The organism is Brevibacterium antiquum CNRZ 918 (genome assembly GCF_900169145.1).
In the GTDB taxonomy this organism is placed as follows: domain Bacteria; phylum Actinomycetota; class Actinomycetes; order Actinomycetales; family Brevibacteriaceae; genus Brevibacterium; species Brevibacterium koreense.
Genome location: NZ_FXZD01000022.1, coordinates 1 through 16,222 on the forward strand (window position 1 = coordinate 1; position 16,222 = coordinate 16,222).

The following is a 16,222-nucleotide window of genomic DNA, read 5'->3' on the forward strand; positions in this document are numbered from 1 at the left end:
ATGGGCAGGCCGAGGTCGACCCGGTCGGGGTGGTGATGCCACTGACCGCGTGATTCGTAGCCCGACCCCGCTGCTTAATACCAAGTTAAAGGAACTACCGAAGAACACCACGAAAAGGGACTTGACCCTTCTCGGGCCGGAGCCCATGAATTTGCGTCGCGGGTCACAATCCGTTTGACTTATGAGGTCGATCACAGCGAAGACTCATGCTCCTTTCCGTGTTCGCCCATACAAGTGTTCTCACCGTTCAGTGTTTGATCCCATCATTTGCCTCCCTGTTAGGAGAAGCATGTCCGCAGTCCTCGACTGGCTCAACAACATCATCTGGTCCTCAGCCCTTGTCTATCTGTGCCTGGGAGCCGGGGTCTATTTCACGATCCGCTCCCGCGCTGTGCAGATCAGGCAGATCAAAGCGATCTTCACCCAGATGTTCCGTGGCAAGAGTTCGAACGAGGGCGTGTCCTCGTTCCAGGCGCTGGCGATCTCCCTGGCCGGGCGCGTGGGTGTCGGCAACATCGCCGGCGTTGCGACCGCGATCGGCTTCGGCGGCCCGGGCGCCATCGTCTGGATGTGGATCTCTGCCCTCCTCGGCTCCTCCACCTCCTATGTCGAATCGACCCTCGGCCAGGTCTTCAAGGAACAGGACCCCAAATCGGGCGAATACCGTGGCGGACCTGCCTTCTACATCGAGAAGGCCTACCGTCACACAAAGGCGAAGGGCCTGTTCAAGGTCTACGGCATGGTGTTCGCCTTCGTCACCGTCATGGCCATGAGCTTCATGCTTCCCGGAATCCAGTCCAACGCCATTTCCGGTGCGGTCGAGAACGCCTGGAACGTCCCGACCTGGACCACTGCCATCGCCCTCGTCATCATCATGGGCTTCATCATCGTCGGCGGCATCAAGCGCATCGCCCACTTCGCCTCACTCGCGGTTCCCTTCATGGCCGTCATCTACATCATCGCCGCAATCGCGGTCACCATCATCAACGCGGATCAGATCATTCCGGTGATCGAACTCGTGTTCTCGTCTGCATTCGGCATCGATGCCGGCCCAGAGGCCGCCTTCGGCGGAATCCTCGGTATGGCCATCCAGTGGGGTGTCCAGCGCGGCATCTACTCGAATGAGGCCGGACAGGGCACCGGACCTCACGCCGCCGCAGCTGCAGAAGTCTCACATCCCTCCAAGCAGGGACTCGTCCAGGCCGGATCGGTCTATATCGATACCCTGTTCGTCTGCTCGGCAACCGCATTCATGATCCTCTCGACCGGCATGTACAAGGTCTTCGATGCCGACGGTGAGACGATCATCGGCAGCGGTCGCGGCCAGATGGTCGAGTCGGTCGCCGCCACCCCAGGCGAGAAGTGGCCCCAAGCGGGCCTGGACTCGATGATGTCGGGCTTCGGCGCCGGATTCATCGCGATCTCGATCTTCCTCTTCGCACTGACAACGATCGTCGCCTACTACTACATGGCGGAGACCAACCTGGTGCACATGCTGGGCAGGGTCAAGAACCCGATGGTCCTGGCTGTCGGCAAACGCGTCCTGCAGCTTCTGATCCTCGTCGCTGTGGCTGTCGGAGCGACCTCCGCCTCTGGCAGCGTATGGGCTCTCGGTGACATCGGGGTCGGACTCATGGCCTGGCTGAACATCATCGCGATTCTGCTCCTGCAGCAGCCGGCGTTCAAACTCCTGCGCGACTTCGAACGCCAACAGAAGCTGGGACTGGACCCCGTCTTCGTTCCGAAGGATCTCAACATCCGCAATGCCGACTTCTGGGAGGTGCGTGCCTCTCGCCTCGAGACCGGCGCCGAAGTCCGGAAGGGCTGAGGCTCGACACTCGTCGACACACAAGTGAATAGACAACGAAGCCCGGGACAATGGTGTCCCGGGCTTCGTGCCGTCGGTTCGTATTCGTCCGTGGACCGGTCAGCAGCCGGAGCTCGTGCTGCCGCCTCCGGAGCCCGTGTCTCTTACTTCAGGCTGGTGCCGGCTGAACCGAGGTTCTCACACGCCTGACCAACCCGGGCAGCCATCGCCGCTTCGCCGGCCTTGCCATAGGAACGCGGATCGTAGAGCTTCTTGTCTCCGACCTCACCGTCGATCTTGAGCACACTGTCGTAATTGCGGAACATGTGCTCGACCACCGGCCGGGTGAAGGCGTACTGAGTGTCCGTGTCGATGTTCATCTTCACCACTCCGTGGCGGACCGCCTCGCCGATCTCTTCCGTGCTCGAACCCGAGCCGCCGTGGAAGACCAGATCGAAGGGCTTGTCCTTGCCCACCTCGGCACCGACATCGGTTTGGATCTCACCGAGAAGCGAGGGACGCAGCTTCACATTGCCTGGCTTGTAGACGCCGTGGACGTTGCCGAAGGTCAGGGCTGTGAGGTAGCGGCCCTTCTCTCCGGTGCCCAGGGCCCTGACCGTGGCCAGACCATCGGCGACCGAGGTGTAGAGCTTGTCGTTGATCTCGTTCTCGACGCCGTCCTCTTCGCCGCCGACGACGCCGACCTCGATCTCGAGGACCGAGTGTGCAGCCGCAGAGAGCTCCAGCAGCTCCTCGGCGAGGACAAGGTTCTCCCCCAGCGGAACAGCGGAACCATCCCACATATGTGACTGGAAGTAGGGCTCACCGCCGTTCTTCACGCGTTCGGTCGACAGGGCCAGCAGCGGCTTCACCCATTCCTCGACCTCCTTCTTCGGGGCATGGTCCGTGTGCAGGGCGATGTTGACGTCGTAGCTCTTGGCCACCTCGGCGGCGAAGACCGAGAACGCAACCGCACCGCGGACACGGTCCTTGATTGTCGGACCCGAGATGTACTCGGCACCACCAGTTGAGATCTGCACGATGCCGTCGGACCCGGCCTCGGCGAAGCCCCTGATGGCGGCATTGATCGTCTGGGATGAGGTGCAGTTGATCGCAGGATAGGCGAAGCCCTCGGACTTCGCCCGGTTGATCATCTCGGCATACACTTCGGGGCTTGCGATGGGCATGTGGGCTCCTAGGTCGTTCGTGGTGATGCGCTTTCTGTTGCTCCCAGGTTACTCGGTCTGACCGTCGGCGGCAGAAGCAGACATCGGGGTGTACACGGAACTTTCACTCGGAGCAGGCCCCGACGGCGTGGGTGCTGCAGACACCAGAGGCGACCCGGGAAGAACCCGGGTCGCCTCTGGTGTGTTGACCGTGCCGCTGCGGGCATGCCCTGACATGGGCAATGCCCTCAGCGGGCAGTCACCCTATCTGGGCAGTCGCCTACTGACGAGTGCCTCTGGGCCTGCGGTCCTCCTTCGACCCTCTGCTCAACACACCCTTGGTGCGTGACAGCCGGTAGTCGATGCGAGCATCGACCTTATCGCCGAGGTACTCATCGAAGTCATCAGCGATATGCTCACCGACCTCGTGGTAGCGCTGGCCGGTTTCGATCTCTCTGGTCCGCTTGGCTTCGATCTGGAATGCCCTCACGGTGGCGATCGCAATGAGTATCAAAATGATGCTGAAGGGCAGAGCAGTGGCCAACGAGGCCGCCTGCAGCGCACCGAGTCCACCCGCAACGAGCAGTCCGATCGCCAGCGCACCTTCGAGCGCGGCCCACAGGATGCGCGACCACACCGGAGGGTTCGGATGTCCACCGGAGGCCAGCATGTCGACGACCAGCGAACCGGAGTCCGAGGAGGTGATGAAGAAGATCGCGACCAGGATGATCGCCACAGCAGAAAGGATGCCGCCCATTGGAAGCGAGCCGAGCACATCGAAGAGAACCTTCTCCGCGACGACACCTTCTTCGGGATCGACGAGGCCGCCGTCGCCGAAGAGCTCCCGGTAGATGCCCGTGCCGCCCAGTGCGGCGAACCAGATGAACCCGACGACTGTCGGTACGAGCAGGACACCGGCGATGAACTCACGAACGGTCCGGCCTTTTGAGATGCGTGCGATGAACACGCCGACGAAAGGCGCCCAGGAGATCCACCAGCCCCAGTAGAAGATCGTCCAGTTCGAGGCCCAGGTCGCACCTTCTTCGCCGGTGTAGGCACCGACGTCGAAGGTCATATTGAAGAAGTTCGCGAGGTAGACGCCGAAGGATTCGACGAGGTTCTGGAACAGGAACAGCGTGGGCCCCAGCAACAGCACAGCGATGAGGAGCAGTCCCGCCAACGACAGGTTGATGTTCGAGAGCCACTTGATTCCTGCGCCGACGCCCGAGATGACGGACAGAGTCGCGAGGAACGTGATGATGACGATGAGGATGACGAGGAGCGTGTTGTCGTATTCGCCGACCAGCCCGATCTCTTTGAGCCCTGACGAGATCTGCTGGACGCCCAGGCCCAGTGATGTCGCGATGCCGAATACCGTGCCGAAGATGGCGAGGATATCGATGACATCGCCCATCCAGCCTTTGACCCGATGACCAAGCAGCGGCTCGAGCGCCCAGCGGATGGAAACCGGACGTCCACGACGGTGGATTGCATAGGCCAAGGCCAGACCGATCACGGCGTAGATCGCCCAGGGATGCAGCCCCCAGTGGATGAAGGTCTGCGCCATTGCCAGTCTGGCAATCTCGGGCTCGTCACCCGTCCACCCTGGCTTAGGGTCCGAAGTCGCATACGACAGTGGCTCGCCAACGCCGTAGAAGACCAGGCCGATGCCCATGCCCGCGGCAAAGAGCATGGCAAACCAGGAGAAGACGCCGAATTCGGGCTTCTCATCGTCACGACTGAGTCTGATCTTTCCGAATTTCGAGAACCCGATCACGATCGAGAAGATGACGAATCCGCCGATGACCAGCATGTAGTACCAGCCGAGGTCCGCGACAATCCAGCTGTTGATGCTGGTGAGCACCTTATTGGTGCCGTCAGGCAGGAACATCGCCAACAGTGCGACCGCCAGAATCGTGATCAGCGCGGGCCAGAAGACGGCCGGAGCGACGAGCCCCTTGCCGAGGCGCACACCCTGTGCCTTCAGCTTCGCAGTGATCTCATCATCGGTGTCGGCATCTGCCAGCGACACGTCGTTGGGCAGATGCAACCGGATCGGTTCGGGCGATTCGATCAGCAGATGAGGGTTGTCAATATCGTTTTTCGGCGTTGGTGCGGACGTCTCTCCCGCCCCAACGTTCTCCCTATCGTCGGAGTTATCCATGAGGCCTTTCGGATCGTGCGGACGTGAAGGCCTACCCACTCTGCCCCAATCTACCGATGCTATCAAGCTATTCCCAGGAGATTGTCGGGACAATCACTACGAAATCGGCGTCGGTCGGCGTGGTCACCGGCGCCTGCATCGACGATGGTTCATCTACAGTGGCGTCATGCAGACGAATCCGATATCGCCGGCGGGGGCACGTTTCCGAATTCTGAGTTGGGCCCTGTGGGACTGGGGATCGGCATCGTTCAACGCCGTCATCATCACCTTCGTCTTCGCCCCGTATCTGACGAAGAGTGTGGCAGCGACAGAGGAATCCGGCTCCTCGGCGCTCGGCTGGTCGATGGCCGCAGCTGGGCTCATCATCGCCCTGGTGGCACCGGCAGCGGGCACCCGGGCCGACTCCGGCGGTCGGCACAAGATGTGGCTGGGAGTCCACACCGGAATCGTCATTCTCACGATGTTCGGACTCTTCTTCGTCCGAGACTCCCCTGAATACCTGTGGCTGGGCCTTCTTCTCATCGCCATGGGCAGCGTGTTCTTCGAATTCGCCGAGGTGTCCTACAACGGCATCATGGTTCGAATCAGCCAAGCTGACAACGTCGGGAAGGTCTCCGGCTTCGGCTGGGGCATGGGCTACGCCGGCGGTCTCGTTCTCCTCGTCCTCCTCCTTGTCCTCGTCATCCAACCCGAGGTGGGGCTCTTCGGCGCCGGGGATGAGGGCGGTATGAGGTTCCGGGTCGTCGCTGTCCTGTCTGCGGTCTGGTTCGCGATCTTCGCCCTGCCGGTGCTGTTCACCGCACCAAGCGCAAAGGCTTCGGCTCCGTCCTCGGGGCATCCGATCAGGGCGTTCATCTCTGATTATGGGGCCCTGGTGCGTCGCCTCGTGCGGATGTGGAGGGAAGAGCACCAAACACTGCGGTTCTTCATCGCCTCGGCGGTATTCCGCGACGGACTGGCCGCGATCTTCGCCTTCGCGGGAGTACTGGCCGCTGGCAGCTACGGGTTCTCTCCCTCAGAGATCATCATCTTGGGCGTGGCCGCCAACATCGCGGCCGGCACTGGGGCCATGATCGCCGGATACTTCGATGACAGGCTCGGTCCGAAGCCGGTCATCATCACCGGGCTCATCATCATTCTCCTCGGCGGCATGCCGATCCTCTTCAGCGACAATCCTGCAGTGTTCTGGATCTGCGCTCTTGTGCTCAGCTTCTGCGTCGGGCCGGTACAGGCCTCGAGCAGGTCCTTCCTGGCCAGGATCACTCCGCCCGAACGCGCCGGAGAGAACTTCGGGCTCTACGCCACGACCGGTCGTGCGGTGAGCTTCCTGGGACCGGCGATGTTCGCTGTTTCGATCTCGATCCTCGGCTTCCAGCGGGCGGGCACGCTGGGGATCCTCTTGGTGCTGTTCATCGGCCTACTCCTCATCATCCCGGTCAAACCCGATGCCCCGGCGAAGTCGATGCAGGCACAGACCGAGCGCTGAGGCGTACCGCCGCCGCTGGAGCCTGCACCGCCGCTGCGCCAACGGTTGGCAAGTTGTCTTCGATGATTGAGTCTCAGATCGAAGAGAACTTGCCAACCGTTTCTTATTCTCGTGCTGAGTCTCTCGACAGAGTCGAAAGTCGATTCGCAGGTGACTCACGTCCCACCGGCGATACCGCTGAAAGCGAAGACACCGCTGCCGTCGGGCATCGACCCATCGACATTGAAATCCTCGGCGGCAACCAGTCCTGCTCGAACTGGCTGGACAACTCCCGGCGCTTCTCGTCGTGTTCGCATCATCGACCGCCGGGGCGACTCCCCGTCTGCTCGCTCCGAAGGAATCCACTCGCCCCATTGACCCCATGACTGAACACGCGTTTAATATTAAACATGCATTCAGCACATGAGGAAGTGAACTCGAAGAAGCCGACAGCGGCGCAGAACCCCGAACCGGCAGAGGCAAAGCCGGTTCGTTCTCCCAATGCCTCTCCGGAGACCGCGGACCGGATTCGCACTGCTGCAATTTCGGAGTTCGCCACACATGGGTTCACGAAGTCGACGATCCGCAGCATCGCCTCGGCTGCGGGAGTCTCTCCGGGGCTCGTCATTCACCACTTCGGCTCGAAGGAGAAGCTGCGCACCGTCTGCGACAACCACGTCTTCGACGCCATCGCCGAGGCCCAAGCCGCGAATGTCGAATACTCCGCTCGCGTCATGCAGATGTTCTTCAACGATCCGAGCATGGCGACGAACATCGACTACCTCATGAAGTCTCTGCTGGATCCAAGAGAACACGGTCAGCGCCATTTCGAGCACTACATCGGTCTCGTCGAGGACTACATCGCCCATGGCTTCGCCGGATACACGTTTCGGCAGAGCGAGGATATTCGGGGGCAAGCGGCGACTATCGCAACGCTGGCACTGGCACCGTCGATGCTCAGCCACCGGCTGCAGACCTCTCTGGGCACGAATGGAACAGCGGAGACGATGACTCGGCTCGCACCCCACCTGCTCGACCTCTACCTCAACGGTATCTTCGAGGCGATCCCCGACAGCGCGATCCCCGACGACGCGGCCCCCAACCCCACCGATCCATCAGGAGGCGATCAGCCATGACCACAACGACGAACACCCCACCGTCCACCTCGGCGGTTGCCGACACCAGCTCCATGGCCATCTCCATGAGGGACGTGGTCAAGAGCTATGGCCGAGTGCGTGCACTCGATGGTCTGTCTCTCGACGTCGCCCGCGGCGAGGTCCACGGCTTCCTGGGTCCGAACGGCGCAGGCAAATCCACGGCCATCAGAATCCTGTTGGGAATCCTCAAACATAATTCGGGTCGCATCGACCTGCTCGGGCAGGACCCATGGGCGAAAGCGGTGTCACTGCATCGCAGGCTCGCCTACGTTCCCGGTGATGTCGAGCTCTGGCCGAGCCTGACCGGCGGCGAGGCGATCGATCTGTTCGCACGTCTGCGCGGCGGAGTCGACACACGCAGACGGGACGAGCTCATCGAGCGCTTCGACCTCGACCCTCGCAAGAAAGGGCGGACATACTCGAAGGGCAATCGGCAGAAAGTCGCGCTGATCTCGGCACTGGCCTCACACGTCGACCTTCTGCTGCTCGACGAGCCGACCGCCGGACTCGACCCGCTCATGGAGGCCGTCTTCCAACAGTGCATCAGAGAGGCACAGGCAGAAGGACGCACGGTGCTGCTTTCCAGCCACATCCTCGCCCAGGTGGAGGCACTGGCCGACCGTGTCTCGATCATCAGATCGGGACGAATCGTCGAATCCGGGGCCCTGTCGGACCTGCGCCACCTCTCCAGGACAACTGTCACCGTCGAAGTGGAATCTAACATTCCACAGCTGAAGAACATGCGCGGAGTCCACGACCTGGTCCGTGAGGGAGCGCGGCTGCACTTCAGCGCTGACACCGCCGAGCTTCCCGCCATTATGCGTACTCTCGGCGAGCACGACATCCGAGCGCTGACAGCGACTCCGCCGACGCTCGAGCAGCTTCTGCTGCGTCACTACGGCAACTCTGCCGGTGCTCCCGGTGCTCCCGGTCGCAGCGGCTCCGCGAGACGCCACTCAGCTTCCGGCAAGGGGCTCCTCACCCAGGAGAGATCATGACTCTGCTGGCGAGTGCCGGCGGCCTCCCCCGCCGCAATGATGCCCGGTTGGCCCAACCCGTCCAGGGCGGTCATTCGAAAGACCGCGCCGGCTCCGAGATGACAGGACTATGGACCCTGCTGCGGCTCATGGGCAGACGAGACAGGTGGCGAGCGCCCATCTGGATCCTCAGCCTCGCCGCCCTCACCGCCTACTTCGCCAATGCGATCGCAGTGATCATGGACGAAGACACCCTGGCGTCGATGGTGGTGTTCGCGAAGAATCCCGTGATGGGCCTGATCACCGGCCCGGGTTATGGAATGGACGAGATCACGATCCCCCGTTTCGTCGTAGGCATGTATGGGATCTTCCTCATGCTCGGTGCCGCGCTGATGTCGATCACCACGATGACTCGGCATACTCGAGCCGAGGAACAGACCGGGCGGGCGGAGCTGCTTCGGGCGAACGTCACCGGCCGCCATACGCAGCTTCTCGCCGCGCTCGCTCTCACCTTGGTCATGAACCTCTTCGCAGGCTTGTTCATGACCCTGACATTCTTCTTCTCCGAGGCTAACCCTGACCCCTTCTCCTCCGCCCTCCTCTTCGGTGCGAGCATCTCCGCGGCAGGCTGCGTGTTCGCAGCGATCACGGGTGTCACCGTGCAACTGAGCTCGTTCGCTCGGGCAGCGTCTGGCATGGCCGGTGCTGTGCTGGCGGCGGCGTTCGTCGTCCGCGGCCTCGGTGACATGTCGGCCGTTTCGGGAGGCGACCTGAAGTGGCTCTCCTGGCTCTCCCCTCTGGGCTGGTCGCAGCAGACTGCCCCGTACACGCTCGACCGATGGACTCCGCTGCTGTTGTCGGTGGTTGTCATCGTCATCCTCATCCCCGTGAGCCTGCTCCTGCAGTCCCGCCGTGACCTGTCCGCAGGAATCTTCGCCGACCGTCTCGGCCGGGCCCACGCCTCAGCTGCGCTGTCGACAAGTACGGGACTGGCACTCCGGCTGCAGCGTTCGAGTCTGTTCTGGTGGTCGATCGGGGTCTTCGCCATGGCGCTGGTCTTCGGGTCCTTCACCGGAACCATGCGCGACGGTGCGGCTGGGATGCCGCCGGAGATCCTCGATCTCATGGGCGGCCCACGCGGAATCGTCGACGGCTACATGGGCTACATGGCCCTCTACTTCGCCATGATCGTCGCCGCCTACGCAATCATTGCCAGCTCGGGCCTGCGGGCCGAGGAGACGGGGCTGCGAACCGAACCCGTGCTCGCCACGGCCGTGGGGCGCGGCCGGTGGGTGATGTCGTGGACGCTCGTGACGATGCTGGGCTCACTCTGGTTAATGGCCCTGGCCGGAGTCGCCGAGGGGCTGGGTGCGGCCGCATCGACCGGTGATTGGTCGTTGCTGGGACCGGCGGTCCTCGGTCACGTCGCACAGACGGCATCTGTGTGGGCTCTGCTCGGACTCGCCCTTGCACTCTACGGCGCCGCACCGAGGCTGCAGGGCCTGACCTGGATCGTCTTCGTCTACGGCGCCGGCATGGCCCTGTTCGGACATATGATGGACCTCGACGATGCTGTCCTCGATACCTCCGTGTTCGTTCACATCGGGCAGTATCCGGCCCAGGATCTGTCGGCAGGTGCGGTCGTGGCCCTGACTGTGGCCACCGCGGTTCTTCTGGCGCTGGGCGTGATCGGGTTCCGACGGCGGGATCTCACCACGGTGTGAGCGGACCTCGGGTGCCTCACGCCTCAGTGAAGCGAGAGGAACCCGAGCGATCGAGCCCTGACGAGCAGTTCTTCGCGACTCGATACGTCGAACTTTCGGTATAGAGCCGACAGGCGGTTCTTCACCGTTCCCGTGACCTGGCTCAGTTCTCTTGACATCTGAGAGATCGATAGACCCTGATCGAGCAGTTTGAGGAGCTGTCCTTCCGCTCCTGAGAGTTGCGGCAGAGACGCTTCGGCGACGGCTATCGATCCGATCTCACGCAACCGGCCCACCATTTCGTTCTTTGTCCGAAAATGGTCGCGGGTGGAATCTAACGCCTCGTTCCAGGCCTCATCGTCGATCGTCGCATCGATCAATGCGTTCCTATCCTGTTGTGGGATCATGGCGATGGGCAGAAGCGAACGCACTAGGGCCGCAAGCCTGATCGCAGTTTGGAATTCTGCTTCCGCTTCTCTCTCTCGTCCTGACCGCAGCAATGCTGCAGCCTTGATCGCAGCCATATCGGCTCGACTGCGCGGCCGCAGGGGCTGATGGTAGAACCATTTGTCCGCGAGCGCGATTACACGTTCACAGCGACCAGCGACCAATTCGAGACGAGCGGTCAGAACGATCTTCGCGTCGGACGTGTCCGGCAGTTCTCGGATTTCGACTTCGGCCAATTTGAGCTGGCCGAGGCTGATGAACACGAGACTACGGCTGATGATGAGCAATGACCCACCCTCGGCCGACAAGACCTTCGCTCCCCGGAACCTCTCAACTTCATCGTTCAAGTGAAGGAGGCCCGACTCCATCTTTTCGGACAGGATGGCGAGGAGTCGGCGAATGGCTGCAGGGTACGCTTCCAGCGAATGAAGTTCTGGATAGTCGTCAAGCTTGTCCAGTTCCTTCCTTGCGCTGTCCAAATCCAGTCGGTCAACTGCTCTCAACGCGGAGGCAACATGTAACGGCGGACTGACGAGTTCATCGACGATGGAGGCCTGTTCGAAGTCCGAGCCCGCTCGCAGGAGATATTCGTCAGCGCTGTCGACGTCCCCAGTGGCAGCAGCGATCAGCGCCGACCATGAGAGGGTCGCGGGAAGGAGGAAGTCACCATCGACATAGTCACGAAAGGCTTCCTCTTCGATCTCGCGAAGCATCGCCAGTGCATTGCGCGGTTGCGAGGAATGGTACTCCGAAACTGCAGCAAGCAGGCGGACCACCTGCCGTGATTGTCCCGTGGACGACCGGTTCGCCCATGCGGTTCCCAGTGACGCTGCTTCTGTGTGCCGCCCTGACTGCGCCAGGGCCAGCAGTTGGCGGACCATCTGGTGGTACCCCACTTCGGCGACCGGGCGCCCATTTTTCTCCGACACTGACACCGAAGCCACAACGCGTGCGGCCAAAAGTTCCGACAGCCGGTCGGGACCGGTTTGTTCCACGAGTACACGTCTCATCGACTCGCGAGTCACGACCACTTCTCGCAGTTGCATCTGAAGATGGTCAGTGAGCTGGGTAAGCAGTTCGAGGTCGGCCTCGCACTCAACAGCCACCTTCGGCAAGCCCGCGTATGCCGAACATGCAGCTTGTGGAGCCCGGAGCAGAACGACGAGGCCGAGCGACCTGTAAAGTTTGCCCAATGCATGCCATTGTCCATTTCGCCTGGCCAGAGTCAGTGCATCGGCCAGAATAGATTCCTCGACGAACTGCGACCATTCGATATGGCCGACCAGCGCAGAGACGAGATCGGAAACCAGGTGAGCGTTCGCTGTACCGCCGCTCGCCAACTGCCGCAGTTTGCCTGCCAGCAGAGTCGGGACGCGAAGGCGTTTCCCCCCGGTTTCTGCCGCGCTCCGGGCGAGGACGCCGGCCATCTGGAGTCTCATCAATGCCCCCTCGGGATCGCGGACAACGGTGAGCCCAACAGATTCGGTGCGCAGGGACGAGAGCGCCAACAACGCCGTCGACTTCGTGAATGATGAGAACAGATGTGACAGCACCGCTGCGGCCTGCTGATCGTCCTCCGCCAATCCAACCTCAGGCATCGAGGTCCGAGCAGCCACGAAGTCGGCGAAGCTGGTCGAACCGACATCGTCGACCAGACCAGTCGACTCTGCGATATCTGTGGCGGCTCTCGCGAGGCTTACGAAGCCACCACTGGCGTCGTACAGTTTGACAGCCGTCAGGGGTCCATCAAAGCCATACATCGCCTCTTCGGGATCATCAAATGCCGAGTCCGCGGTGGCTAGCAGTCTGCTCAGTTCTTCAGGGTCTCGGGCCCGCTCAGGGCGCTGTGCCTTTTCACCAGGCACAGGCATCCGAGCAATGGGCTGGAGGCCGCACGGTGGAAACAACCACGCCGCATCCCGCTGAATGATACCGAAGCACAACCTGAGTCATCGCGCACCCGCAGCTCGTCCGACAGCGGCGAAGGTCCGCAGCAGAATTTTGAGATCGTTCTTCAGACTCCAGTTGTGCGCATAGTAGAGGTCGAATTCTCTGGCCTCATCCCATTCGAGATCCGAACGACCACTGACCTGCCACAGACCTGTCATACCGGGGCGCACACCGAGGCGGTGATGGTCGGTACTGTGATACAGAGCCACCTCTTCGTCGCGCTGGGGACGAGGTCCCACGAGACTCATCGACCCGCCGACGACGTTGAACAACTGCGGCAGTTCGTCTATGGAAGACCGACGCAAAACGTGGCCGAGGCGCGTGACGCGAGGGTCAGACTGAACCTTGAACAAAGGCTGGGAACCTGTGCCCTGTGTTTTCAGAAGTTCTTTCAGCTGGGCATCGGCGTCGACCACCATCGATCGGAACTTGATGATTTGGAATGGTTTGCCGTCGAGTCCGATTCGAGTCTGAGTGTAGAAGGCAGGGCCGGGCATGGAGATCTTGATCGCGATCGCTACGGCCGCCAACAGCGGGGCGAACACGACGACCAGACCGGCGCCGAGCGCGACATCGAAGAATCGCTTCGTCAGTCGTTCGAGCAGTCTCGGACGAGAGGGCCCGATAACCAGGCCCGAGCTGTCGATCGCACTCCGGATCCGTACTCGATCGGGGTCGAACCCGAGGTTGACGATTGGGAAGTACAGTTCGACGTCTCTGTCACGCAGAGCCCAGCTGAGCTGACGAAGCGTCTCCGCGTCAACTCCGAAGGTGAGTTCAACTAGGTCGATGTCATTGCGCCGCACCTCCGCGAGGACTGTGGCAACGAAGAATTCATCGTCAGTCTGGGATTGAGGATCGATCACTGCTTCGCTCACAGCTCGCTCCGGCCGAACGCTGGCTTCGGCAACGACTCGTAGGCGATGTTTCGGCAGAACCGCTGGGACGGCAGCGCGGATAAGTGCGGTTGCGAAAGCCGTCCCCCACAGCCCAACCAGGAAGATATACCGGTTCTCGTCGGCGATGGTCACTGCTGGAACAACGGCATCCGCCGCGGTGAAAACAGCGATGAATGCGACCAGTCCGGTGACGACAAGTGCAGAGAGAAGCGGAACGCGCACGGACCATGTACTCCGACCCGGAGCGGTGGTGGCGATAAGGAGGTCGAGCATACAGCAGACCAGGATCCACACGGCCGCAGGTCCGAGCGTAAGCAAATACACGATTGACACGGCGAGTGCTGTGACAATCGACTGCAAGGCAACTGCAGTCATCAGGCGGCGCCAGCTGCCTGAGCCTCTGACTGTCTGCCCTCGACGATCGTCGAGGCGGGTGACGCTGGCCCTCGGAGCAGTGACGTCAGACTTCGGGACAGGGGAAATCGAAGTGTCTTCAGTGAGGATGGAAATTGGATCGAGCGCCTCGGCAGTCATAAGAACGATTTCCGATTTGATCGGGGCATACGCATCAAAGTGGCGCAAGGCCTCAAAGGATATGGATGAGGATTCGGCATACCTCCGATCATTTCGGTTCCGCGAATCTGTCACTAGGTGGCCATTACTGGATCATTTTCGCCCTTTACACAGAGCAAACACTCTATTACGGGTGGTCACTACTCAGTAATAGGAGGCTAATTTCGAGGATGCCCAAGACTGCTACTCAGACTGTTGCGTGGACCGCATGCACCACTCGAATACCAAACATGCAATTCGCACATTGGCGACTGTGGATCGCCTTGTTTTCGCGGAACTCGACCGGAATTTTCGTGAGGTAGTGGCGCTAGCGAGCACTCTACAACGCAACCGCCGTCAGCAAACCCTTGATCAAGAACAGAATTCACTCGCCGACGAAATCGAAAAGAAGAGACTACAGACCGTATTTGCTTAGACTGTGAAGCACAGATCATCGATTATGCTGAATAGTCGTTTGACTATTAAGGAAAAGTATCGGATAGTCACAATGTCGCTCGAATCATGAGCCGTGTCGATCACAATTGCACGCTCGACCCAGTGAGAAGTATCCGATCTGAAGTTGATCACACAGGGGTGAGAAGAAGCGCGCTGAGGTTCTCTGTACGCAGCACCGCTGCAAAGGCGAAATGTTCGAAAGTGGAGGCATGGTGGAGTTCATTGGCCCTGACGCAGATACCTGGGATCGGCTGGCCGCCCACAGCCAGAACATCTTCCAGACTCGTGACTTCGCGGAAGCGTGGTGGTCCGTCTACCAGCCCCACGGAGAGATGGTGGTTCTGACTGACCGCGCAGACGACCCCCGTTGCATCCTCCCGCTCTATCGGCGGGGGAAGGCTGTCCCTCTGATTCGCCAGATTGGGCACGGCCCCGCCGACGAGCTTGGGCCGCTGGCCGCTCCCGACGATCGTCATCTGGCCGCTGAACTACTCCGAAGTGAACTGGGCAGGGATCTGCGTCGAGGCGTGCTCGTCTTGCATGATGCCCCTGTAGAGGCCGAGTGGACAGACCGCCTCGATGGCGGACTCATCCGTACGACCCCAAGTCCCATTGTGGATCTCAGCATGGGCGGATGGGACGAATTCCTCGCATCCCGAAGCAGAAGTTTCCGCAAAGAAATACGACACCAGCGGAATCGCATCGAGCGTGACTTCGAGATGACGATCCGAACTAGCACGCAAGAGACCCTCGAAGAGGACCTGACTACCCTCTTCCGCCTCCATCGACTGAGATGGGGTGCGGAGGCGCCATTCGCCAAAGGCGAACAGGCGGCGCTGGCACGTCGATTTGCCCGTCACTGCATTGACCGAGATCGTCTGCGCCTGACGGTCATGGAGCTCAACGGTCGCCCCGCAGCAGCACTGCTGGGGTTGCGGTTCGCGGGGGTTCACTCGTCCTGGCAGAGCGGCCGCGATCCCGAGTTCGACCAGTATTCCGTCGGTTCGGTATTACTCATGGACGGACTGCGGACCGCGGCTGCGGACGGCGCTCGAGAATACCGACTCCTGCGTGGCGGCGAGTCATACAAGAATCGTCTCGCCGACCAATCAAGAGATACCTGCACCTTGACGGTCAGCAGTGGACCAGCTGGTGCGGCCGCCACGCGCATCGCACAGGCACGGCGGTCGCTGGAGCGCCTGGTGCACGAACGGCGCGAGTCCAGGTCGAGGAAATCATCCGAACCTCGCAATGGTGCGTCGTAATGCGAGGACTGCGATGAGCACCGATACCCCCTCCTCAGATTCCGGCAAGGCCCCAGGCCGTGAACTAACGGGACGATCCGCTTTAGCGGCTCTTCATAAATAGGGCGGTGCTCAAGAGCTGAGGCAACCTCGAACGACAACGGGACCCTGGGTGCAATGATGTAGGTGTTCAAGACTCCATCACGACCCAAGGTCCCTGATGCACAACTTTACC

The 16,222-nt window shown here is 61.2% G+C and carries 11 protein-coding genes; 6 read left to right on the top strand and 5 right to left on the bottom strand.

Features of this window, described 5'->3' with window-relative positions:
* Nucleotides 1-289: 289 nt before the first annotated feature.
* Nucleotides 290-1,828, top strand: a complete 1,539-nt coding sequence (locus tag BANT918_RS16435; RefSeq protein ID WP_101621170.1) for an alanine/glycine:cation symporter family protein — start codon at nucleotides 290-292, stop codon at nucleotides 1,826-1,828.
* Between the two features lie 143 nt (nucleotides 1,829-1,971).
* On the opposite strand, the gene fbaA is transcribed toward BANT918_RS16435, so the two are convergent.
* Both fbaA and BANT918_RS16445 read right to left on the bottom strand, forming a co-directional pair.
* The gene (gene fbaA / locus BANT918_RS16440; protein ID WP_101621171.1) at nucleotides 1,972-2,994 is read right to left on the bottom strand and encodes a class II fructose-bisphosphate aldolase; all 1,023 of its coding nucleotides are present in this window, start codon (nucleotides 2,992-2,994) and stop codon (nucleotides 1,972-1,974) included.
* 259 nt (nucleotides 2,995-3,253) lie between these two features.
* Nucleotides 3,254-5,137, bottom strand: a complete 1,884-nt coding sequence (locus BANT918_RS16445) for a BCCT family transporter (protein WP_101621172.1) — start codon at nucleotides 5,135-5,137, stop codon at nucleotides 3,254-3,256.
* 166 nt (nucleotides 5,138-5,303) lie between these two features.
* On the opposite strand from BANT918_RS16445, the gene BANT918_RS16450 reads away from it, so the two are divergent.
* From BANT918_RS16450 to BANT918_RS16465, 4 genes are all read left to right on the top strand, one after another.
* Entirely contained in the window at nucleotides 5,304-6,623 is a 1,320-nt protein-coding gene (locus tag BANT918_RS16450; RefSeq protein ID WP_101621173.1) for an MFS transporter, read from the top strand.
* Between the two features lie 389 nt (nucleotides 6,624-7,012).
* Nucleotides 7,013-7,738, top strand: a complete 726-nt coding sequence (locus tag BANT918_RS16455) for a TetR/AcrR family transcriptional regulator (RefSeq protein WP_101621174.1) — start codon at nucleotides 7,013-7,015, stop codon at nucleotides 7,736-7,738.
* Nucleotides 7,735-8,757: an ABC transporter ATP-binding protein gene (locus BANT918_RS16460; protein ID WP_101621175.1), complete on the top strand. Its 1,023-nt coding sequence runs from the start codon at nucleotides 7,735-7,737 to the stop codon at nucleotides 8,755-8,757. The genes BANT918_RS16455 and BANT918_RS16460 overlap by 4 nt, the downstream gene beginning before the upstream one ends.
* On the top strand, nucleotides 8,754-10,460 hold the full coding sequence (locus BANT918_RS16465) for an ABC transporter permease (protein WP_208618147.1): 1,707 nt from the start codon (nucleotides 8,754-8,756) through the stop codon (nucleotides 10,458-10,460). The genes BANT918_RS16460 and BANT918_RS16465 overlap by 4 nt, the downstream gene beginning before the upstream one ends.
* 23 nt (nucleotides 10,461-10,483) lie before the next feature.
* Here the strand turns inward: BANT918_RS16465 and BANT918_RS16470 are convergent, their stop codons facing one another.
* The 3 genes from BANT918_RS16470 to BANT918_RS17855 form a co-directional block, all read right to left on the bottom strand.
* Nucleotides 10,484-12,751 (bottom strand): helix-turn-helix transcriptional regulator, encoded by a 2,268-nt coding sequence (locus tag BANT918_RS16470; RefSeq protein ID WP_167389510.1) that lies wholly within the window; start codon nucleotides 12,749-12,751, stop codon nucleotides 10,484-10,486.
* Between the two features lie 84 nt (nucleotides 12,752-12,835).
* Nucleotides 12,836-14,269: a sugar transferase gene (locus BANT918_RS16475; RefSeq protein ID WP_101621177.1), complete on the bottom strand. Its 1,434-nt coding sequence runs from the start codon at nucleotides 14,267-14,269 to the stop codon at nucleotides 12,836-12,838.
* A 602-nt stretch (nucleotides 14,270-14,871) separates the two neighbouring features.
* The gene (locus BANT918_RS17855) at nucleotides 14,872-15,219 is read right to left on the bottom strand and encodes a hypothetical protein (RefSeq protein WP_233430559.1); all 348 of its coding nucleotides are present in this window, start codon (nucleotides 15,217-15,219) and stop codon (nucleotides 14,872-14,874) included.
* Nucleotides 15,220-15,369: 150 nt separating this feature from the next.
* On the opposite strand from BANT918_RS17855, the gene BANT918_RS17860 reads away from it, so the two are divergent.
* Complete coding sequence (locus tag BANT918_RS17860; protein WP_267892117.1) at nucleotides 15,370-16,008, top strand: GNAT family N-acetyltransferase; 639 nt, start codon at nucleotides 15,370-15,372, stop codon at nucleotides 16,006-16,008.
* The last annotated feature ends 214 nt before the right edge of the window (nucleotides 16,009-16,222 follow it).